19 protein-coding genes and 1 riboswitch are annotated in these 21,621 nt (G+C 63.5%); of the genes, 1 reads left to right on the top strand and 18 read right to left on the bottom strand.

Annotation, left to right across the window (positions count from 1 at the left end):
• Positions 1–24: 24 nt before the first annotated feature.
• From cobA to cbiE, 5 genes are read right to left on the bottom strand one after another with little or no spacing between them, the layout of a single operon-like run.
• A complete protein-coding gene (gene cobA / locus Q1A20_RS00250; RefSeq protein ID WP_299404992.1) occupies positions 25–744 on the bottom strand; it encodes a uroporphyrinogen-III C-methyltransferase in 720 nt (239 codons plus the stop codon).
• On the bottom strand, positions 741–2,060 hold the full coding sequence (locus tag Q1A20_RS00255; RefSeq protein ID WP_299404989.1) for a cobyrinate a,c-diamide synthase: 1,320 nt from the start codon (positions 2,058–2,060) through the stop codon (positions 741–743). The genes cobA and Q1A20_RS00255 overlap by 4 nt, the downstream gene beginning before the upstream one ends.
• Positions 2,053–2,847: a precorrin-4 C(11)-methyltransferase gene (cobM, locus tag Q1A20_RS00260; RefSeq protein WP_299915519.1), complete on the bottom strand. Its 795-nt coding sequence runs from the start codon at positions 2,845–2,847 to the stop codon at positions 2,053–2,055. The genes Q1A20_RS00255 and cobM overlap by 8 nt, the downstream gene beginning before the upstream one ends.
• Positions 2,844–3,212, bottom strand: a complete 369-nt coding sequence (locus Q1A20_RS00265; protein ID WP_299915520.1) for a cobalamin biosynthesis protein — start codon at positions 3,210–3,212, stop codon at positions 2,844–2,846. The genes cobM and Q1A20_RS00265 overlap by 4 nt, the downstream gene beginning before the upstream one ends.
• Positions 3,209–4,408, bottom strand: coding sequence for a precorrin-6y C5,15-methyltransferase (decarboxylating) subunit CbiE (cbiE, locus tag Q1A20_RS00270; RefSeq protein ID WP_299915521.1), 1,200 nt, complete (start codon positions 4,406–4,408; stop codon positions 3,209–3,211). Before cbiE ends, Q1A20_RS00265 begins: the two co-directional genes overlap by 4 nt.
• Between cbiE and Q1A20_RS00275 the strand changes: the two genes are divergently transcribed.
• Positions 4,407–5,162 carry a cobalt-precorrin-6A reductase gene (locus tag Q1A20_RS00275; protein ID WP_299915523.1) on the top strand — a complete coding sequence of 252 codons (756 nt, stop codon included), beginning with the start codon at positions 4,407–4,409 and terminating at the stop codon, positions 5,160–5,162. The genes cbiE and Q1A20_RS00275 overlap by 2 nt on opposite strands.
• Here Q1A20_RS00275 and cobJ read toward each other — a convergent pair.
• From cobJ to Q1A20_RS00340, 13 genes are all read right to left on the bottom strand, one after another.
• A complete protein-coding gene (gene cobJ / locus Q1A20_RS00280) occupies positions 5,135–5,887 on the bottom strand; it encodes a precorrin-3B C(17)-methyltransferase (protein ID WP_299915524.1) in 753 nt (250 codons plus the stop codon). The genes Q1A20_RS00275 and cobJ overlap by 28 nt on opposite strands.
• On the bottom strand, positions 5,884–6,612 hold the full coding sequence (gene cobI / locus Q1A20_RS00285; protein WP_299404974.1) for a precorrin-2 C(20)-methyltransferase: 729 nt from the start codon (positions 6,610–6,612) through the stop codon (positions 5,884–5,886). The genes cobJ and cobI overlap by 4 nt, the downstream gene beginning before the upstream one ends.
• Positions 6,609–7,238 carry a precorrin-8X methylmutase gene (locus tag Q1A20_RS00290; protein ID WP_299915525.1) on the bottom strand — a complete coding sequence of 210 codons (630 nt, stop codon included), beginning with the start codon at positions 7,236–7,238 and terminating at the stop codon, positions 6,609–6,611. The genes cobI and Q1A20_RS00290 overlap by 4 nt, the downstream gene beginning before the upstream one ends.
• On the bottom strand, positions 7,235–8,371 hold the full coding sequence (locus tag Q1A20_RS00295) for a cobalamin biosynthesis protein CobG (protein WP_299404969.1): 1,137 nt from the start codon (positions 8,369–8,371) through the stop codon (positions 7,235–7,237). Before Q1A20_RS00295 ends, Q1A20_RS00290 begins: the two co-directional genes overlap by 4 nt.
• Entirely contained in the window at positions 8,368–11,661 is a 3,294-nt protein-coding gene (gene cobN, locus Q1A20_RS00300; RefSeq protein WP_299915526.1) for a cobaltochelatase subunit CobN, read from the bottom strand. Before cobN ends, Q1A20_RS00295 begins: the two co-directional genes overlap by 4 nt.
• A 6-nt stretch (positions 11,662–11,667) precedes the next feature.
• Positions 11,668–12,726, bottom strand: coding sequence for a cobalamin biosynthesis protein CobW (gene cobW / locus Q1A20_RS00305; protein WP_299404964.1), 1,059 nt, complete (start codon positions 12,724–12,726; stop codon positions 11,668–11,670).
• On the bottom strand, positions 12,719–13,117 hold the full coding sequence (locus tag Q1A20_RS00310; protein ID WP_299915527.1) for a DUF1636 domain-containing protein: 399 nt from the start codon (positions 13,115–13,117) through the stop codon (positions 12,719–12,721). Before Q1A20_RS00310 ends, cobW begins: the two co-directional genes overlap by 8 nt.
• Before the next feature lie 93 nt (positions 13,118–13,210).
• Positions 13,211–13,423: riboswitch (cobalamin riboswitch) on the bottom strand.
• Positions 13,424–13,471: 48 nt separating this feature from the next.
• Positions 13,472–14,368 carry a DMT family transporter gene (locus Q1A20_RS00315; protein ID WP_299915528.1) on the bottom strand — a complete coding sequence of 299 codons (897 nt, stop codon included), beginning with the start codon at positions 14,366–14,368 and terminating at the stop codon, positions 13,472–13,474.
• A 125-nt stretch (positions 14,369–14,493) separates the two neighbouring features.
• On the bottom strand, positions 14,494–15,015 hold the full coding sequence (locus Q1A20_RS00320; RefSeq protein ID WP_299404956.1) for a DUF2478 domain-containing protein: 522 nt from the start codon (positions 15,013–15,015) through the stop codon (positions 14,494–14,496).
• A 12-nt stretch (positions 15,016–15,027) separates the two neighbouring features.
• Positions 15,028–17,148, bottom strand: a complete 2,121-nt coding sequence (locus Q1A20_RS00325) for a HEAT repeat domain-containing protein (RefSeq protein ID WP_299915529.1) — start codon at positions 17,146–17,148, stop codon at positions 15,028–15,030.
• A gap of 54 nt (positions 17,149–17,202) precedes the next feature.
• Entirely contained in the window at positions 17,203–19,878 is a 2,676-nt protein-coding gene (locus Q1A20_RS00330) for an arsenate reductase (azurin) large subunit (RefSeq protein ID WP_299915531.1), read from the bottom strand.
• An 11-nt stretch (positions 19,879–19,889) separates the two neighbouring features.
• The gene (locus Q1A20_RS00335) at positions 19,890–20,477 is read right to left on the bottom strand and encodes an arsenate reductase (azurin) small subunit (protein ID WP_299915532.1); all 588 of its coding nucleotides are present in this window, start codon (positions 20,475–20,477) and stop codon (positions 19,890–19,892) included.
• Between the two features lie 13 nt (positions 20,478–20,490).
• Positions 20,491–21,618 carry a cytochrome c peroxidase gene (locus Q1A20_RS00340; protein WP_299915533.1) on the bottom strand — a complete coding sequence of 376 codons (1,128 nt, stop codon included), beginning with the start codon at positions 21,616–21,618 and terminating at the stop codon, positions 20,491–20,493.
• Between the last annotated feature and the right edge of the window lie 3 nt (positions 21,619–21,621).

The following is a 21,621-nucleotide window of genomic DNA, read 5'->3' on the forward strand; positions in this document are numbered from 1 at the left end:
GCCCGAACAACAAAAAAGCGACTTTCAACTCTCAGCAAACGGCCCATAGAGGATCAAAGCCGGTTTTTCTCCGACATCCTGCGCCAGTTGTTCCGCCAGTTCCGACACGGTGGATCGGGTGATCTGCTGATCCGGACCGCTGACGCTTTCCGCGAGAATCGCCGGTGTATCTTTTGGCAGCCCTTTCCGGGTCAGCGCCTCAAGCAGCCGTGGGAAGGTCCGCTTGCCCATGAAAACCACCGTGGAGGCGGACGGATCTGCCAGTGCGTCAAGGTCCAGATCTTCAGGCAATTGCCCCGACACATCATGGCCGGTGACAAACTGCACGCGGCGGGCCGTCAGCCGCCGGGTCAGCGGAATGCCCGCCGCCGCCGCGGCCGCACAGGCGGAGGGAATGCCCGGGATGATCTCATAGGGGATACCTGCCTCCCGCAGGGCCACCAGCTCCTCTTCGAGACGGCCAAAAAGGCCGCTGTCCCCGGATTTCAGCCGCACCACGCGTTGATCCATCTGTGCATATTCCACCAGCAACCGGCTGACGTGATGTTGCTTGGGCGATGGCCTGCCCGCGCGTTTGCCCACGCCCACCAGATCGGCACCCGATCGCGCATGGCTCAGGATCGGCCCCGAGGAGAGATCGTCAAAAAGCACCGCATCCGCACGCTTCAGCCGGTCGACCGCCTTGAGGGTCAGTAGTTCGGGATCACCGGGGCCGGAGCCCACGAAGCTGACGAAACCGGTCACGCACCCTCCTCCGCCGTGATGAGGTGAAAAAAGGTGCCGGAGACATTGCCCCGGTACGATCCGGTCTCAGGCACCGGGTTGCCATCCGCATCCGCCACCTGCGCCAGCGGTGCGTCCGGTTGTTCGAGTATGGTTGAATAGTGGAACTCGTGGCCTCTGAGCGCGGCACCGGGCGTATATCCCGGCAAGGGCGCGTCCAACACCGCGCGGCGGTAGCCCAGGTGGAATTTGCGTTTTTCATAGCTGGTCACCAGACCCAGCAGGCCCGCCATCCTGTGGTGCGTGCCTTCCTTGTCGATCAGCGTATCGCCCAAGGCCATATAGCCACCGCATTCCCCATGCACGGGGCGCGTTTTTGCATGTTTTCTGATGCCAGACAGGAAGTTATCCGCCGCAGCTAATGTTCCACCGTGCAGTTCCGGGTAGCCGCCGGGCAGCCAGATCAGATCGGCCGTTGCGTCAGGAGCCTCATTGGCCAGAGGCGAGAACGGCAGGATTTCGGCGCCCGCCCGGCGCCAGCCTTCCAGCACATGCGGATAGGTGAAGGAAAAGGCCGCATCCCGCGCCAGGGCGATCCGTTGCGCGGGCGGCACCGGCAACTGTGCGCCGGCGTGCTCTGGCAGTTGCCCTTTCGCTGCATCCCGAATGGCGCTGATGTCGACATGCTCGCGCAGGAATGTCGCGTATCCGGCGATAGCGACCTCCAGATCCGGGTGCTCCACCGCCTGAATGAGCCCGAGGTGCCGTTCCGGCAGGGTCAGATCGCCGCGCCTCGGCAGCACGCCCAGCACATTGACGCCCGCGTTTTCCATGCCCAGCCGCGCGAGCCGCTCGTGACGGGGCGATGCACAACGGTTCAGGATCACGCCAGCAAAAGGCACCTGCGGGTTGTAAGCCTGAAACCCCAGCGCCGTGGCCGCCGCCGATTGCGCCTGCCCGCTGACGTCGACGATCAGCACCACGGGCCAGCCCATGCGCTGCGCGGTCTCAGCACTGCTGCCGAACCCGCTTTGTCCGCGGGTGGCGACCCCGTCATAGAGGCCCATGGAGCCTTCGGCGACGCAGATGTCCGCGCCAAGCGCCTGACGAGAGATCGCCGCCAGCAGATCCGGCCCCATCGCCCAGCTGTCGAGGTTGAACGACGCCCGACCACTGGCGGCGTGATGAAACGCCGGGTCGATGTAATCGGGCCCGGATTTGAACGGCTGCACCTGCAATCCGTCCTCTGCCAGCGCCCGCAGCAGCCCCAACATCACCGTTGTCTTGCCGGTGCCGGAGGACGGCGCTGAAATCATGATCCCGGGCATCTCAGTCATCGCCATGACTCCAACTTGCCCAGGGACTTTCGGCGCTTTGTGGTCGGTAGCGTCGGTCATAATCCGCCGCATAGAGGCAGCTCTCATCGAACCCTTCGCCCGCAAGCGCAGGTCCCACCAAGATCAACGCGGTACGCGCGATGCCGTCATCCACCCGGGTCGCGATATCCGTCAGGGTGCCGCGGATGATGCGTTCATCCGGCCAGCTCGCCCGGTAGACCACGGCAACGGGGCAGTCACCGCCATAGGCAGGCATCAACGCCTGCACAACGCCGTTAAGGTTCTGAATGGACAGATGGATCGCCAGTGTCGCGCCGGTGGCTGCAAAATTCTGCAAGGTCTCACCCTCAGGCATGGAAGAGGCGCGCCCGGGTGTGCGGGTCAGCACCACCGATTGCGCCAGCCCCGGCAGCGTCAGTTCCGTGCCCAATGCGGCGGCGGCGGCGGCAAAGGACGGCACACCGGGCGTCACAGACACCGGGATGCCCGCCGCGCGCAGCCTGCGCATCTGCTCGCCCATCGCCGACCAGACCGACAGATCGCCGGAATGCAGCCGCGCGATGTCCTTGCCTTGGTCATGGGCCGCCTGGATCGCCGCGATGATCTCCTCCAGGCTCATTGAAGCCGTATTCACAATCTCCGCGCCGGGCGGACAATGCGCCAGCACCGCCTCCGGCACCAGCGAGCCCGCGTAAAGGCACACCGGGCAGGATGCGATCAGATCGCGCCCGCGCAGGGTCAGAAGGTCGGGCGCGCCGGGACCGGCGCCAATAAAATGAACGGTCATGATGTCTCTCTGATGGCCAGGGCACAGGTTGCCAGCCTGTCCGCGGAAATATGTCGTGTCGTCAACAGCTTGGCGCCGGGGCCTGCGGCGGCGAGCGCGGAGGCCTCGGCGACGGAGCCGATGCCCCTCTCTGTCAGGGATTTCAACGACTGCGTGACGGTGTTTTGCTGTTCCAGCATGTCGGCGGGCACCGCCTTGATGGGCAGGTCGGCCGCCTCTGCGAAAAGGCGGAACGCCTTGGCCGTCGCCTTGTCGTCCGGGGCTGCCAGCAGTTCCGGTCGTGCCGAAGCACAGGCGCTGTCATAGGCATCCTGCAGGCTGCCCTGGGACGCATCTTTTCGAAATCCGAAACCTGCAACAATCATAGGGTCACGCTCCATTGCACAATCGGGTAGCTCGCCTTCCATCCCCGGCGCGGACCCAGGGGTTCGGACCGGGACAGCTCCAGACGCATTAGCTCCCCGCCGTGGTGTTCCTGCGCTTGCAAAAGCAGTGCTTCGGTCTCCAGCGTCACGGCGTTGGCGACCAGCCGGGTGCCCGCGGCAAGGTTTTCCACCAGCCAGTGTAGCAGGTTTTCAGACAGCCCGCCGCCGATGAAGACCGCCCGCGGCGCGTCCAGCCCGGCCAGCGCCTCGGGTGCCGCGCCAGTCACAACCCGCAATCGGTCCACCCCAAGGCTGGCCGCATTGGCGGTGATGCGCGCCGCGCGGTCCGGGCGCGGTTCAATCGTTGTGGCCTGCAAGGTCGGGTGGCAGAGCAACCATTCGATGCCGATGGAGCCCGACCCGCCGCCGATATCCCACAGGTGTTCGAAGGGATGTGGCGCCAAGGCGGACAAGGTCAGGGCGCGGATCGGTTGTTTGGTGATCTGACCGTCGTTGTCGAACCATGTGTCCGGGCGCCCGCTGGCCAAAGGCATCGCGGCCCCCACCCCGAGGATGTCGCAGGCCACGCAGACGGGGTGCTGAAACGTGGTATCAGGCAGCGCTTTGGCGTGCATATCGGTCACCCGTTCGCGCGGTCCACCCAAAGCCTCAAAGACTGTCATCGAGGTTTCGCCGAAACCCGCCTGCCCAAGATAATCAGCGAGGTCGCGGACCGCCGCACCGTCACGCAAGAGCACGATCAAGCGCAGGCCCGTGGACAGATGTGGCCGCACCCGTGTCAAAGGAGCCGCGTGCAGGCCCAGGCAGAGCGTCGTCTCAAGCGCCCAGCCCAGACGATTGGCCACCAGCGAAAACACTGAAGATGTGGGCAGGCTTTGCCATTCATACGGGTCCAGATGCCGCGCCAGTACCGCACCCGCCCCGAACCAGAAGGGATCGCCTGAGGCCAGAACAACCACGCGCCGCCCGCGCAGCGACAACAATTGCTGCACGCCTTCCGCAAAAGGCACCGGCCATTCGATGGTTTCGCAGGGCAGATCACCCAAAAGCGCCAGATGCCGCGTCGGTCCCATCACGATTTCTGCGCTATCCAGCGCGGATTGGCTTGCAGCGGTCAGGCCTTTGAGGCCATCTTCGCCCAACCCGATGATGGTCAACCACGGAGCCTCAGACATGGTGCCAAACCTGCTTGTCCTTGGCGGCACAACCGAAGCGACGGCGCTGTGTCGTGCGCTGGCAGAGGTTGGCCTGGTGGGCACAATCTCCTTTGCCGGTCGGGTCAAGCGCCCGGTCAGACAACCCCTGCCGCAACGTGTCGGCGGGTTCGGCGGTGTTGCCGGGTTGGTGTCCTATCTGCGCGCGGAGAAAATCACCCATGTTGTGGATGCCACACACCCCTTTGCCGCGCAGATGAGCCGGAATGCCATTGCCGCCTGTGCCGAGGCTGGGGTGCCGCTGGTCGCCCTGACGCGCGCGCCCTGGATGGCGCAGGAGGGTGACCAATGGACGTCGGTGCAGAGTATTGACGCTGCCGTTGCCGCCCTGGACCGGCCCGCCACGCGGGTCATATTGGCCATCGGGCGCATGAACCTGCCCGCATTTGCCCCGCACCCGCAACACTTCTATTTGCTGCGGCTTGTGGATCCGCCCGAAACGCCGCCGCCCTTTCCCGATCATCACATCGTGGTGGATCGCGGCCCCTTCGACACACAGGGGGATCTGGATCTGATGCGCAGCTTTGACATCTCGCTTGTGGTCTCCAAAAACGCCGGTGGCACAGGTGCTTATGCGAAAATCCTCGCCGCGCGCGCGCTCAGGCTGCCCGTCATCATGATTGACCGCCCGCAAGTGCCGGAGCGCCGCGAGTTGCATTCTGTTCAGGCGGTGCTGGACTGGGTGCATCATGCCTCAACCGATCTGGGCGTGTAGACAATCGGAGGGCCGTCCCGCGCAATGATCCGCGTATTTGACGCACCCACAATCACCATGGTGCGCATATCTGCCATCTCAGGCCGGGCATCGGTCAGGGGCACGACCGTGATCTTTTCCTCTGGCGTGGAAACCGCACGTGCAAAAATCACCGGGCGCGCATCGCGACAGACCTCTTTGAGGATTTCAAGCGTTTTGACAAAACCTTCGGGGCGCGATTTGGACCGCGGATTGTAGAAGGCCATGGCAAAATCGGCTTCCGCCGCAAGCCGCAAGCGCTTTTCGATCAAGGCCCAGGGTTTGAGGTTGTCGCTGAGGTTGATGGCACAGAAATCATGGCCCAGGGGCGCGCCCACATGGGCCGCCGCCGCCAGCATTGCGGTGATGCCGGGGGCCACGCGAATGTCCAGCGCCCGCCAGTGCTGCGGCCCCGCTTCAACCGCCTCAAACACCGCCGCTGCCATGCCAAAAACGCCGGGATCGCCTGAGGAGACCACCACAACGCGCCGCCCCGCCGCTGCCATCGCCAACGCATGGCGCGCGCGGTCGAGTTCCACGCGGTTGTCGCTGGCATGCAGGGTCAACCCTTCGCGCGCAGCCACGCGGGCCACATAAGGAATGTAGCCCACCACATCCGTGGCCTGATCCAGCGCGGCGCGCACTTCCGGCGTGACCAGATTTTCATCCCCCGGCCCCAGCCCCGCAATGACCAGCCAGCCGCTCACGGTCTGCGCCCTTGCCCATGCACAACGATGATCGAGAAATAGGGGGTGATCTTCTCACCTGCTTGCGAGAGTTTCTGCACCGTCTGGTTCGGCATACTGGCATATTCGATGATCCAGGCATCCTCGAATTTGCCCGCCTGTTGCAGCGCGGATTTGACCTTTTCGATATGTCTGCCGATCTTCATCACCACAATCGCATCGCTTTGCACCATGCGGTCCGCCAGCATCTCCAGCGGCAGGGTGCCCATCAGCACCGTGAGGATATCATCGCCCCAGGTGATAGGCTGACCCGTCGCGGTCCAGGCCCCCGACATGCCGGTGATCGCAGGCACGACCTGCACCGGCACGACATCCCTCAGACGGGTATAGAGATGCATGAAAGAGCCAAAAAAGAACGGATCCCCCTCGCAGAGCACTACGACATCTTCACCACTGTCGACCAATGCGCGCAGATGCTCGGTACAGCTTGCATAGAAATCGGAGAGGGTCGCGTTGTAGCTCGGATCGGTCACTGGGATTTCGGTGGTAACGGGGTATTCCATCGGAAATTCGATGACATCCTTGTGCAGCATGCCTTCCACAATCCGCCGGGCCTGCCCCGACCTGCCGGCCTTGCGAAAGAAGGCGACGTGGCGGGCGCTCCGCAGCAGCCGGTCGGCGCGCACGCTCATCAGATCCGGATCACCGGGGCCGAGCCCGACACCATGAAGCGTCCCGGCGCTCATTCCGCACGGCTCGCGATGGCGTTGACCGCGGCGACTGTGATGGCGCTGCCGCCGAGGCGTCCCTGCACGATGCAGCAGGGCACCGGTTGATCCGCCCAGAGCGCGTCCTTGCTTTCCACCGCGCCGACAAAACCAACGGGGCAGCCAATGATCGCTGCGGGGCGCGGGCAATCGGGGTCTTCCAGCATGTTCAGCAGATGAAAAAGCGCCGTGGGCGCATTGCCGATGGCCACCAGCGCGCCTGCCAGATGCGGGCGCCAGAGCTCTAGCGCCGCCGCCGATCGGGTATTCTGCATCTCCGCCGCCAGGGCGCGCACGCCATCGTTCTGCAGGGTGCAGATCACAGCGTTCTGCACGGGCAGACGCGGGCGCGTCACCCCTTCGCTGACCATCCGCGCGTCGCATAGGATCGGCGCTCCGGCTTCCAGTGCCGCCCGTGCCGTCCGGGCAAACCCCGGCGAAAACCGAATGTGCTCTTCCAGCCCGACCAGCCCGGCGGCATGGATCATCCGTACCGCGATTTGCTCTTCATCCTCGGCAAACCGCGCCAGATTTGCCTCCGCGCGTATTGTTGCGAAGGATTGTTTGTAAATCGCAGCGCCGTCCGTTTCGTAAGCATAAGTCATGAGGAGCCAGTCAATTCCGTCAATAAGTCCTGGGGCAATAGCCCTGATTTTTCCGGGGCATCCCATGCAGGGCCGCGCCGAACAAGGTCAAAACGCCCGTCCTGGCCAACAATTGTGGTGTCGGCGGCGCCCTTTCGCGCGCATCCCTTGGCGCACCCCGAGACATGCAGGCTGCCGGTTTGCGCCCCTGCCAGCGCCCGCGCAATGGCGCGGGTGTCGACGGTGGCGCTGGCGCAGAAGGGCGCGCCCGGGCAGGCATCCACCTGTAGCAGCGGATCGTCGGGCGTGGTCACAAACGCATCGTGGTGCACCATATCCGCCCCTTCGAGCAGAAAGAGCCGCCGGGGTGTGACGCGCAAGGCAATCGCACCCGTCTCCCGCATGAGTTCAGAAAGCGCAGCAGCATCGATCTGCCCGAAAGCAGCACCGAAAAGCGCACCCAGTTGATGCGCGCCGGGCATCGGCAGAGATGCGGCGGCAAGCGGTGGGGTTTGCCGCCATGCCTCAGGCGGGTGCGTATGTGCCAGGACGCTGGCCATGCGCCGGTCCTCGGGCCGTTTGTGCGTGGCAAACCAAGTCGCAAAGTCATGAACAGCCGTTACCACAGCGTCCATAGGCACCAAGCGGCCCAAATCCGCGCCATCCGCCCGCACGATGATGCCCCCCGCGCTCCGTTCGATCCGGATATCCGCAGAGGCTGTTGTCAGTAATGGCGCGGCAACGGTATCAACCGAAAATCCAAACTTTGCAGGCAGATCAGGGAGTTGCGCCAGAGAGCTCAACAAGCTGGCCGTGAGCGCTTCCGTCTCATCCCCAGCGGACCAGAACGGCGTCACCAGGATGTTGCGGCGGCTTTCCAGCGCAGGTGTTTCGTCAAGCAGGTTCAGATCATCCAGGTCCTGTAGCAGCGCGTCGAGCACACCTTCGCCAACCCCCCGAATTTGCAGGTTCGCCCGGTTGGTCAGGTCGAGAAACCCGTTGCCATACCGCTGTGCCAGCGTGCACAGACCCGAGACCTGAGCGGCGTTAAGCCGGGCAAAGAACGGCCTGACCCGCACGATCAGCCCATCCCCCGACATCATCGGTTTGTAGGCACCGGGGCACCAGCCTTTGACATCGGGCGCGGCGGTCATTGCGCCGCCTCCAGCCCGGCGAGGATCGAATTACGCCGTGTTTGCCAAAGCCCGGCAGCATGCAATTCGGCAAAGCGGTGCAGCATGGCCTCGCGCGCTTCTGGATTGGCGTCCTGCAGGAACTGATCCGTATCCACGTGACCCAGCGTTGCATCATGATAGAGATCGAAGAGATGCGGCGAGACAGCGCCCGCCAGATGCGCAAAGGCGGCCATGTGATCCAGCGTCGCCGCAATCTCCGCCGCGCCACGGAACCCATGGGCGCGCATGCCAGCGATCCAAGCTGGATTGGCGGCGCGCGCCTGAACCACCCGCGCGATCTCTTCGGGCAGCGCGCGGGCGCGGGGCCGGTCGGGATCGGTGTTGTCCAGATGATAGAGCGCCGCCTGCCCGCCAGTGATGGCCTGTGCCGCGGCAAATCCGGCCTCATGCGCCGCGTAATCGGCGGCCAGCAACAGGTCCGTCTCCGGCAGGTCCTGCGAGTGCACAAATGTGTCCGCCTGCGCGACCCGGGCGCGGATGCCGTGATCCTGCCGCTCGGCGCTGTCGCCGTCCAGTGCCCAGGCACTGGCTTTCAACCAAGCCTCGCCCGCAGCCTGGCGGCCCGCTTCGGTATAGGTCTGCGCGGCATCAGTCATGCCGACGCCAAAACTGTCGGGTGCCGGGCCATAGACGCGCGCCAGATCGCCTGCCGCAACATAGGGGTTCCAGTCAGATGCCTCGTCCCGCGCGGCCAGGGCGCGCACGGCCTGGGCAAAGAGCGCCGAGAGCGTGGGGAAGACATCGCGGAAGAGACCCGAGACCCGCAGGGTGACATCGATCCGGGGCCGGTCCAATTCGGTGATCGGCAGCACCTCGATGCCGGAAACGCGCTCTGATCCGGCGTCCCAGACGGGCCTTGTGCCCAGCAGATGCAGCGCCATGGCGAAATCCTCGCCCGCCGTGCGCATGGTTGCCGACCCCCAAAGATCGACGATCAGACCGCGCGGCCAGTCCCCCGCATCCTGCAGATGGCGGCGCACCAGCTCATCGGCCAGCTTCACGCCCTGCGCATAGGCGGCACGGGTCGGCACGGCGCGGGGATCGGTGGTAAAGAGGTTGCGGCCCGTGGGCAGGACATCCGTGCGACCGCGATAGGGCGACCCCGAGGGCCCCGCCGCAATGCGCCGCCCGTCCAGGGCATCCAGCAACGCGCGTTGCTCGGCTTGGATCGAGGGCCCGACATCGAAAGCAGTGTCGGCTCGCGGTGCCCTGCCCCAGATGTGCAAACCTTCGCCAAACTGGCTTTCCTTGATGTCACAGACAAACCGGTCGATGCGCGTGATCGCTTCGGCGCTGCACCCGGCGCGATCCAGACCCAGATCATCCTCGACACCCAGCGCCTGCGCTTCGGCGCGGATGTCATCCTGCAATCGGTCGCGGCGGCGCGGGTCCAACCCATCGGCGTTGGAGAACTCGTCCAGCAGGCTCTCCAACCGCACCAGGCCCTCGGGCGTGCCGCTCTCGCGAAGGGGTGGCGGGACATGACCGAGGGTGATCGCGCCGATCCGCCGTTTCGCCTGCGCCGCCTCGCCGGGGTCATTGACGATGAAAGGATAGATCACTGGCAGCGCACCGGTGAGCGCCTCGGGCCAGCAGGTGGCTGAAAGCGCAACCGATTTGCCGGGTAGCCATTCCAACGTCCCATGCGCCCCGATGTGCACCAAGGCGTCGGCGCGTGCCTGTAGCCAGAGATAAAACGCCACATAGGCATGCCGGGGCACGCGCGACAGATCGTGGTAGTCATCGTCGCGCTGATCCGGCGTGCCGCGTTCCGGCTGCAGCGCCACGAACACCTTGCCCCGATGGGTCACGGCAAAGCGGAACGCGCCCTCCTCGACATCCGGATCGTTCTCCGGCGTGCCCCAGGCGTTGAAAAGATCGGTTTTCAGCGCGGTAGGGATTTGGCTCAGAGCCGCCATGTAATCCGCCACAGGCCATGTTTCGTGACGGGCCAGGAGCATGTCCGTGATCTCTGCACCCGCTGGTTGCACGTCGTAACCGGCCAGCGCGAGGTCTTGCAGGATGGTCTGCGCCGAGGCGGGCGCATCCAACCCCACCGCATGGCCCATGTTCCAGTCTTTGCCGGGATAGGTGGAGAGCACCAGCGCCACCCGGCGTTCGACTGCGGGTGTCGCCGCCAGTGTCAGCCAGCCGTGCACACGATCGGCAATCGCCTCGATCCGATCGGGCTCCGGCGCATGGGCAAAGCGGGAATACTCAAGATCAGGGTCACGCACGCCCGGTTCCTTGAAGGAGGCGACACCGCCCATGATCCGACCGTCCACCTCGGGCAGCACCACATGCATGGCCAGATCCGCAGGGGACAACCCCCGCTCCGCTTCCGACCAGTCCGCGCGGGTCGAGGTGGCCAGCGCCACCTGAAATACCGGTACATCGCCCACGTCCAGCGGTGATGCGCCATCGTCACCCTTGCCGCTGAAGGCCGTGGCATTGACGATGGCGGCCGGTTTCATCTGCGCCACCTGACGGCGCAGCCACCCGGCGGCTTGCGGCGCTTTCAGCGAGGGCACAAAGAGTCCCATGACGTCATAGCCCCGGGCGCGGAATGCCGCAAAAAGCGCATGGATCGGCGCCAGATCGGCAGAAACGAGGTAAGAGCGGTAGAAGCTGATGAGAATGCGCGGTTTCGGATCAGCGACCTGCGTCACAACAGGACAGGTCACGCCATGCTCCGGCGTCCAGGCGCCAAGAGCCGGCAGCGTTTTGGAGCCTGCGACCGGCCCCGCATAGAGGCCCGCCGCCAGTGACATCTGCGCCAGCGCCGCCTGCGCGGCAACAACGCCACCAGTGTCACAGAGGTGGCCGAGCCGTCGCAGGGTCGAGACCGGCAGCGTGGCAAAATCATCGAGCCTTGCGTCGACGCGCCCATCCGCAGGCAGCACCGCCAGCGCGATGCCTTTGCGCTCGGCCAGTGCGCGGACCTGTTGCAGCCCGTAAGACCAGTACGGCACGCCGCCGATCAGCCGGATCAGGATGCCCTTCGCGCCCGCCAGCGTCTGCTCCACATAGGTATCGACCGAAAGCGGATGTTTCAGCGCCACCAGATTGGCGAGCCGCAATGTGGGCAGTTTGCCCTCTGGCCCGCCGCCCCGCCGCCAGGCTTCCGCGAAAGCACCCAGGTCACTGTCAGAGAACGACAACACCACCAGATCGGCGGGGCTCTGCCCCAGATCCGTTGGCGTCTCGGTCTCCTCCAACCCATGGCTTTCGCGGAAAACGACGTGCATGGGGGGTTACTCTGCGGCCTCGACGGCGCGGGCGCCCAGCACGGACTGAATGGTTGCCACTCTGATATCATCATGTTCGGCAATCACCACCAGACGCCCCTGCCGCGCTTCATCCGGCTGCCACGCACGATCATACTGATACCGGACGCGGGCACCCACCGCCTGCACCAGCAAGCGCATGGGTTTGCCTGCCACAGCGGCATAGCCTTTCACGCGCAGGATGTTGTGCTCATTAGCCAGCACCTCCACCGCGCGCACCAGATCCGCCGGGTCGGTTTGCTCGGGGATATCTACCACGATGCTTTCAAAATCCTCGTGGTCGTGATCATGCGGGCCGTCGTGGTGGCTGGGGCGCGCGTCCATGTCATCCTCCGCCGCCGCTTCGAGGCCGAGAATGATGCGCGGATCCACGATCCCCTCGGCAACCTCAACCACCGGCAAGGGGCGCGGCGCTTCGGCGGCGATGATTTCTTTTGCCTTCTCAACCCCTTCCGGTCCGGCCAGATCGGGCTTGGTCAACAGGATGATGTCAGCGCAGGAAATCTGATCTTCAAAGACCTCGGACAGGGGCGTTTCGTGATCGATGCTCTCATCCGCTGCGCGTTGCGCATCCACCGCCGCCACATTGGGCGCAAAGCGACCCGCCGCCACGGCCTCGGCATCTGCCAGAGCGATCACGCCATCCACGGTGATTTTCGAGCGGATATCCGGCCAGTCAAAGGCCTTCAAGAGCGGTTTCGGCAGCGCCAGACCCGATGTTTCGATCAGGATGTGATCGGGGCGCGGCTCCAGCGCCATCAGCGCCTCGATGGTGGGGATGAAATCATCGGCAACCGTGCAGCAGATGCAGCCGTTGGCCAGTTCCATGATGTTCTCCGCCGGGCAATCGGGGATGGCGCAGGATTTCAGGATGTCGCCGTCGACCCCCACATCGCCAAACTCATTCACCACCACGGCCAGCCGCTTGCCGCCGGGGTTCTGCATCAGTTCGCGGATCAGGGTGGTTTTGCCCGAGCCCAGAAAGCCGGTGATGACGGTCACGGGAAGTTTTGCAAGATCAGTCATGGTCGTTCTCCAGCGGCGGGATGCGCGCGATACAGTTGCGTTTAAAATGGTCGGGGCGCTCGCGCCACGGGATCAGGCCGTCCTGCGTGGCGTTATAGCGGGCCGCCCCATCGATCAGGACGTCCGGATGCGACACTTCATCGATGTTTCCGTAAATATACGTCCACCTGTCGCCACCGCGCAGCGCAATCGTGCAGCCATGGTCACAGTTTTGCAGGCATTCCACGGGTTTCAGGCGAATGCCGGGCGGCATCTCGTTTTGCGCCAAAGTGTCATAAAGGCGTTGCCCCGGACGGCGTTCGTCCTCCGGGATCTCCTGACCGCGCCTGCATTTGACACAGATCAGCAATTCTGTGGCAGGGCCGGTCAAGGCTGTTGCGTCTGTCGTCATAGTGTTTTGTCCCATATGTCATGGGACGTGGGTCAGATGACGAGATGGGCCTGATGGGATCAGGGCTTTCCCGACACCGGAACACCCCGTCCGGTTTCCTCACGTGTCGCTGGCAGGTCTCCCGGCTCACGGATCCCGGCAGCCTGGCTGCCTTCGGTCTGCGCCACCTTCCCGGACCTATGTCCAGTGGTATCGGCAGACCTTTCCGTTCACGGTCGCGGGGGCGGCTGTGCTTCGTCGAAAGCAATCGACTGCACATTCCCTTTTCACTTCAAATCACGAAGCACCAACTGGGATTCAGTTGCGTCAGAACCACGGGCATTGTCAAGCAGAAGCGGGTGTTTCCACCGCGGGCTATGCCTGACCGGTGGTTTGTTTGCTGCGCCAAAGAATGAAAAGACCGGACAGAACGATCAGGCCGCAGCCCAAGAGCACCGACCAGCCGATGTCCTCGCCGAAAAGGACGACACCAAAGCCAATGCCAAAAAGTAGTCGCGTGTACCGGAAGGGCGTGACCGCAGAGACTTCACCGGTGCGCATGGCTTTCATCAGGCTGGTGTAGGCGGCAACGCCCGCTAGCACCGCGCCCAAGAGGCACGCGGACGTCACGGGATCAGGCCGGACAAAGGGCGCCGCTTCCCACAAGAAGAACAGCAGCCCCGCGACGACAACCGATAGAAACCCATAGAGCCCCAGAATGGACGCGCTCAAAGACGCCGGGGCCGCGCGGCTCGCCAGATCGCGCCCGGCAAACCCAAGCATGCCCAAAACGGCCAACAGCGACAGCAGCGAAAAACTGTCTGAACCCGGACGCACGATCACGATCACACCCAGCAACCCGATGAAGATCGCGACCCAGCGTCGTGGCCCCACCTTTTCACCAAAAACCAGGGCAGCAGCAGCCACCACAACCAAGGGGGTGGCTTGCAGGATCACCGTGGCCGACGACAGCGGCGTCAGGGTGATCGCCAGCACGAAAAAGAGACGTCCGGTGATCTCGAAAAAGACCCTTAGCCGCATCGGGCGCGATACCACATCCGGCGTGAAAAGGCTTTCCCGGTTGAGCACGGCCAGACCGGCAAAGACGATAGCACCGCCGAGGCCGAAAAGGATCAGGATTTGACTGACGGGCAGCGTTTGCGACGCCGCTTTGATAAACACGTCTTCGACTGCGAAAGCGGCCATGGCGAGCACCATCCACAGGCTGCCGACAAGGTTCGCCTTGCTGTCGGTTGCAATGCTGGGGGTCACGCGGTCTCCGATGCTGCGATGCGCCAGGACCTAACTGATCCCGGCTCCGCATGACGGATCGCACCGGGCGCGTCAACGGCAATGCAGCAGGCAATGTGTTTTCACAGCGTTCCCCGTGGCGGGGGTCAGGCAGGCGCGTTCCGTTCCGCGATTTGCGCGTCGAACCATGCGGTCAATGCCGCCTCATCAGCTGGAAGCGCTTGGGCCAAATCCCCCGTAAACGCGATGAACGCGGCACGGTTTAGCGCATTCAGACCCACAAGAACCGGGATATCATGGCTCAGCGCTTCTGCGATCACCGGTCGAAACCCGCGACCAGCGGCCTCGTGTTTGCCGAACTTGTTGACGATGAGCAGATCGGCCCCCTTGGCCACTTCGCTGCTGACCAAACCCACGGCCTGTTCCAGCGCTTCGGGATCAAGCCTGCAGCCGGTCGCGGAAGGGCCAAGGCTTTGCGAAATGCGAATGACAGGTCCCTCCGGCAGGAGTTTCACATCCATATCGCAGAGCCCGCCATCGCAGCTGTCGGTATTGACCTGCACGGCACCACACAAGCGATGGCCACGGGTCAGCGCTTTGCGGGCAAAGCCATAAAGCAGCTGATCTGTATCGCCTTTTCCGGGCGCAATCGTATAGGCAATTCTCATGGTCTGACCAAATTATGAAGCGTCGTGGCGCGGGGCGAGCCCCCGCAGGATGATCAACGCGCGGCGGGGATTGTCAACACTGTCTGCGAGGATTTCGAGGGCTGTTTCCTGCGCCGCGTCAGCTTGCCGCGCCAGCATCCCGAGGGTGTCGGACCGCTCTGCGTCGATCACGGCGCGCATGGCCGCCTGGATAAGCGTAGTCTGTCCTGACGTGAGGATTTTCTGCGCCGCTTTTTGTCGGACAGCGGTTGCTGCGTCGCCGATGAAGTCGAGCGCTTGGCCCGCGGGCAAGTGCGCAACGGCTTCGGCGCGGATCAAGGCGTCCGCGTCATTGAGCCCCCTGCTCAGCACGGCAGGATCGGGATCTTGCGAGAGGATGCGAAACGCCGCCATGCGGATCAGCGGGTCACTGTCAGCAAAGCCAGCCTCGGCGGTCTTGCGAAATGCGGCGGCCACCGCCCTGCCCGCCAACGTCTCCCAGGCCGCGCGGCGCACCGTCTCATCGGGGTCATCTACCCGCGCCATCATCGCCTCGGTCAGCTTGCCCCCAACGCAGTCGCGGAATATCCGCATCGCGTCGCAGGCGAGCGACGGCGCCAGATCGTCGGATCCTTCAACAGCGCGTCGTTTGGCACGTTTCGCACCGGATTCTTCGGGCGTTTCTCCTGCCATCGGGGGCGCTACGGGGAGGGTCACATGCGCGTCCAACTGGATCGCATCCAGTGTGCTCTGCCCGCTTTGCTGGGCGACATTCTCGCGTTCGACAATCTCACCCTCAGGCGTGATCCAGATGCGGCTGGACCCGGCCCCTTCCTTGGGCGTGCCAGCGTCCGGAACCGAGACGTCACCCGTCATTTGTTCAGCGTCGGGCTCGGGCAGCAGGATGTCGCCCGCAATCACGGCCGCCGCGAGATCCATTGCAGCGTCATCGGTCGCAACCTTTTGCAGCAGAACCGCCAAGAGCGTGGCGCGGACCTGACGCGCGGGATTTTCCAGACGTTCCGCAATCAGCGCCACCGGCACGTTCAATGCAGTTGCTCCGAGCGCTTTTGCCGCCGCGACGCGCACCTCCAGGTCATTTTCACGCGCGTCAATCAGCTGCAAAAGCGGATCCAAAGCGCGGTTGGGCACGAGCACTGGCAGTCTTTCGATCACGCAGATCGCCAGCTCAGGCCCAGAACGCGGAAGCCACATCAGCATGTTGTCGACGAGTGCCTCGTGGAAATCTGGCTCAAACGGCGGTACGAGGCAGTCCAGGGCGGCAACCCGAACACGCTCGCTGCTGTCGGAAAGGCCGCGGCGCGCGAGATCGGGATGGGCAGATACCGCATGCCGCAGCGCCGCCGCGCGGACATCGGCATCGGGGTCGTCGCGCGCAAGCGCTTCGCCGCGGGCATCATCGGGCGCGAGCGCCTTGAGCGCCAGCACCCGCAATTCGGGCTCCTCTGCCGCCAGCAGCTTTTCCAGATGCGACTCGAAGCTTTCTGGTGCGGCCTTGGCTAAAGCTGCGGCGGCACGGCGACGCGCGACGCCCTTCATCTGATTGAAGACCTCGATCAGCGTGGCAACGCCAATCTCGCCCATTTGCGCCAGGGCGCGGTAAACAGGCACGTCAACGGATTGCCCGAACGCATCCATCAGCGCCACGATCAGATCGTCGATGGTCTCTTCGGCCTGCATGTCACCCAGCGCGCGGATGGCAGCCGTTTGAACATCCAGCCAGTCTTCCCAATCGCTGCCGACGTCTTCCCAGGCCACATGATGCTCGGACCGCGATGTCACCAGCGCCTGCAACAGGGGGACAGCCTCCGTCGACTGCAATCGCGCCAGCGCCCGAATGGCAGCCAGTTTGACCTCGCGCACCGGATCACCGGCGAGCGAATGTAGCAAATCCTCCGCATCTTCGGGCTCTGCCAGAGGCACCAGCGCCTCCATCGCATCGCTGCGCACGTCCGGGTCGGGGTCAAGGCGTGCCATCAACAATGCCGCGCGCACATCCTTTGCGCTCGCCTCCCCCAAGGCGGGCAAGGCACAGACCGCGGCCGAACGAAGGACTTCGTTGTCGGACGTCAAAAACGCATCAATGGCGGAAAGCATTGCGCGCGGATTGAGCAAGGTATCAGATTGCATCATGTCTCCGAGAATGTGCGGCGGGCCGGACCGAATAGATCAGGCCCGCACTTGGGATCACGCGATATCGCGGCGGGCAAAGGACATCGACCGGAACTGCGATTTGTAAGGGCTTTCGCCCATCTTCCGCACCTTGCCGACCCCCATCTTGTAGTTGTAATTGCCGCTGATCCAATCGACGACACGACCCGAGAGCGCATTGGCGGGCTGGCTGGTGTGCAGGAAATCCATGTAGCCAAGGTTTTCCTTCACCGCCGGCGTCACAATGGCGACGGCAGTGATCGACGCTTTGGTCAGTTCGATATGCCCGTTTTTCAGCAGCTCGGCGAAATCGAAATCCGAGCCTTCGACCCCGATGATCGTATCTGTCTGCACCGGAATCCGGTCTGAATAGACCTGCACATAGTCGCCATTCTCGATGCCGTTTGCCTCCGCCACCGTCGGGTGAATTTCGATCCAGTTCTCCGGCCAGCGCTGTACGATGTAAGGCCTGCGCCGGTCGTCATATCCCGATTGCCACCGCTCGTTGATGCGCCCCGAGGTGATCCAGATCTCGCCCTCACGCGGCTTGAGCCATTCCCAATAGCTGGAGAAAAGATCCCATGGTGCTTTCTGGATGTTGCACTTGCCGGTCTGGCTGTTGAAATGGGTCAGCTTCTTGTTGAATACATTGGCGCCAATCGGTCCCTCTTCGGGCAACACGCGGTTCACGTCATGCAGGCGCTTGGTCTCGATCAGCGTGCCGTCCTTATCCATCAAAACTGGACCCTGAATGCCATTGGTGCCAAACTCGCCCAGCTTCTGGTGCAGCGTCTTGCCTTCCTGATCCGCCTTGACCTTGACCATGAAGAAATCCTTGCGCGAGCCGCGCGAGTGCCGCGCGCCCTCTTCCAGCACCTCGTTGGAGTCCTTCCAGTCGAACCCTTCGAAGCCCATTTTCCTGGCCAGTTGCGCGATGATCCACCAATCCGGTTTTGCCTCACCGGGGGCGTCGTAGAACTTCGGATAAAGCCGGATGCGCCGTTCGCCATTGGCGCGGGTGAAGGTGTCCTCGCCCCAGCCGCTGGCCGGGAAAACGATATCGGCATAGCGCGCACCGATGGGATCGACCATGTAGATGTCCTGGTTCCAGACCACCATACCGCCTGAGTCCGCGCGCCGTTTCAGCGTGTCGATGATGTCCTGCTTCTCGAAGCTCTGCACCTGATGCGGGTTGCGGGTGGTCAGCTCGTCGAACTTGGCCTGCAGCGACTGCGTGCCGCACATCGCCTGCACCCAGGTGGTGCCGATGACATGGGCCAGCCGCGTGTGACCGCTCATTAGATAACGGTCGGTGTCCATGGCGCGGCGGCGGCGGCCGGGGAGTTTTTCGGGAGATTTGTTCCGCGGGTAGCCACCGCCGCGCAGGCCACCGCGCTGGTGGCCCCCTGCCCGACCGATCACCTGACCGGGGCGTCCACCGCAGCCGGTGATGATGCCCAAGGCAGAGATCGCCTGCGTGTTGCCGGTGTTATTGGACCAGTAAAACCCCTTCTCGATCATCACGGAAGTTTTGGGGCGCGTACCGTCCTCTTTCGGTTTCGCCATCCATTCGGCAGCTGTGTAGATTTTCTGTACGTCGATCTGGGCGATCTCGGCGGCCTTTTCCGGCTCGGAGTAATCCTGGCTCAGCAGCCATTCCTTCCAGTCTTCAAACCCTGCGGTCTGGAACTTGCCCCAGGTGGTGCGCCACTGCCAGGGCGTGTTGCGCGTGCCCTGCCCAAAGCCCGACGAGCTTTCCCACTTGTTGTTGACCCAGTTCTGGATCCATTCACTGTCTTCCCAGCCGTTCTCGACAATCACCCGCGCGATGGCCAGCACCACCGGCAGGTCAGTGCCGGGCTGAATATCGATCACCATGCCACCGTTCTTTTCTGCAAAGGCGGTCCCGGAGGTCCGGCGCGGCAGCAGGAAGATCGCCTTCTGACCGCCTTGGATCGCGGGCATGATGTAATCGGTAAAAAGAATGGTCTTGGATTCGTAGGGGTCCGTGCCACACATCAACAGCGTGTCAGCCTCCGCCCAGTCGTCATAGCTCGGCCCGAAATTGTCAAAGCCCGCGTCCCGGAAACCCGGCGTCGAGGTCACATCCGAGGGCGTGTCGTGAAAGGTAAAATTCGCCGTGCGCACGTGGCGCAATGCGTATTTGGTGATGGCGTAGGTGTTCTCCATGTAGCCGTAGGAGAAGGTTTTCACCCCATAGGCATTGGTGCCGTGTTTTTCGAGCACGTGGTTGCCCACCTCGGCTGCGATCTCGAGCGCGAAGTCCCAGGTGACGGGCATCAGCACGCCAAACATCCGCACCATTGGCGATTTCAACCGGTCGCGTGTCGGTGTCTGCGGGTTATATACCTTTTGCGCCAGCGCCCCGCCCCGGATCGACGAGTTGCCGGAGTAATTGACGAATTCGGCGTCCTTGTCCGGGATGATAACAACGTGATGCGGCTCGCCATTGTGCAGGACGATGTTGTGCTGATTGGGCGCAACCCAGGCCCCGAGGGGGGCGACGGGGAAATCTTCGTTAAAGGCGTTGTCTTCGGCTTTGGGGCCGCCGACTTTGCCGCCCGCGACCGGCCAGCGGTAGACCTTGTAGCCGCAGGCCACGATGCAGTAATCGCAGGCGGTCGAGATCACATCGGCGTCGGGGGGCGGCAACGGAACAGAGGTTTCCGGGACATAATATGGCGTGGACATGGGTGTGCTCCTCAGCCTTGCAGATTGTCAAAACGGCCGTAGATCAGGCCAAACATGCCGACGGCGTAGATGTCGTCGCCGTCCAGTTCGAGCAGCACCTGCGGCAGGGACTGATAGGCCTGCCCGGCGATGAAAATCCCGTGGCGCGTCAGATCGAAAGTCGTCAGGTGCAGCGGGCATGGCCCCAGCGCCTTGTCTGCGGCCTGATAGGTGCCTTGCAGCGGGCCACCCTGGTGCGTGCAGGTATAGTTGAACGCCACGACGTCCTTGTCCGGGCCGAGCCCGCCCCCCGCTTCCTGCCCGAGTTTAATCAGGATGGATTCGGCATATTCGCCCTCGTCGGGGTATTCGAAGTCAAAGGGTTCATCGACCTTGAGTTCACTGAGCTTGGCGATGAGTTTGCGCGGATAGGTGGAGACCACCGCCGGGGTCTGCGCCTGCGGCAGGCCGGGCACGCCGACCATGACCACGCTGGTGGCAATGCCGCTGGTGAGTAGGAATTCGCGCCGGCTCATCAGGCATTTGCGGGTACCGGCCTTGGCGGCTTCGCCCTGCGCGCCATTGATCGCGGCGCGGATCTTTGGATCGACCTGTGTCATGCTTGCTTCCTCATCAATTCTGTGTCGCTGGCAGGGGTTGCATTTCGGGCAGGTCCGGATCGTCCACCAAAATTTCCGGACCGCTCAGGCTTTCGAGAAAGGCAACCAGATCGTCGATTTCCGCCGCTTCCAGCCCCAGAGGCTGGATCAACTCGGATTTGTTCGCGGCAAATTCATTCTCGCCGCCGCCCGCGTTGTAAAAGACGACCACGTCGCGCAGCGTCTCCAGCATGCCGTTGTGCATGTAGGGATAGGTGTATTTGGTGTAGCGCAGGCTGGGCACGCGGAATTTGCCCTTGTCGGCCTTCTGCTTGGTGCGGAAATAGAGACCCGGATCATCCTTGGTCTTGCGGTACATCTCTTCTGTCGAGCCTTTGGCGTAGAGTTCGAACCGGAAGGTGATCTGCGCCAACTCATCCTCTTCCCAGCCGTCGTAGGGTGGCACGCCGATGTTGTAATAGGCCTCGTTCGACAGCAGCGCGCCATTATGGCACGCAGCACAATTCGCTTTGCCGGTGAAGAGATCCAGCCCGCGTTTCTGCGCCTCGCTCAGCGCGGCATCATCGCCGCGCATATACGTGTCAAAGGGGGTGTCGGTTTGGACCAAGGAGCGTTGGTATGAGGCCAGCGCCATATAGGCATGGCGCACCAGCGGCCAGTCATCGCCAAACACCTCGCGGAAGGCCTCGCGGTATTCCGGCACGAAGGCCAGCCGCGCCTCCATCATGTCGTCTTCGCCATTGCCAGCCACGCCGCCGCGGGCGGCCGAACGCGCCTGATGCTCAAGGCTACCGCTCGCCCCGGCCCAGAATAGCTTCTTATAGTAGGCCGAATTCACCACGGTCTGGCTGTTGCGCCAGTGGGTCGTGCCGGGATAGCCAAAGCTGATCTTGTCCTGCACCGCCCAGCCCGCTTCGGGCCGGTGACAGGAGGCGCAGGACATCTCGCCATTGCCCGACAGGATCGGGTCAAAGAACAGCAACTCGCCCAGGGCGATCTTTTCCGGTGTCTGCGGGTTGTCAGCGGGGGCCGCGGGTGGCTCCAGCGCGGCCAGTTCCGATGGACGCGGTCCATCTGCCATGACCGTCCCTGCAAGGCAGGTGACCATGAGGACCGCGGCGATCCGGGTTTTATGTGTCATGAT

The organism is uncultured Roseobacter sp. (assembly GCF_947501835.1).
In the GTDB taxonomy this organism is placed as follows: Bacteria; Pseudomonadota; Alphaproteobacteria; order Rhodobacterales; family Rhodobacteraceae; genus Roseobacter.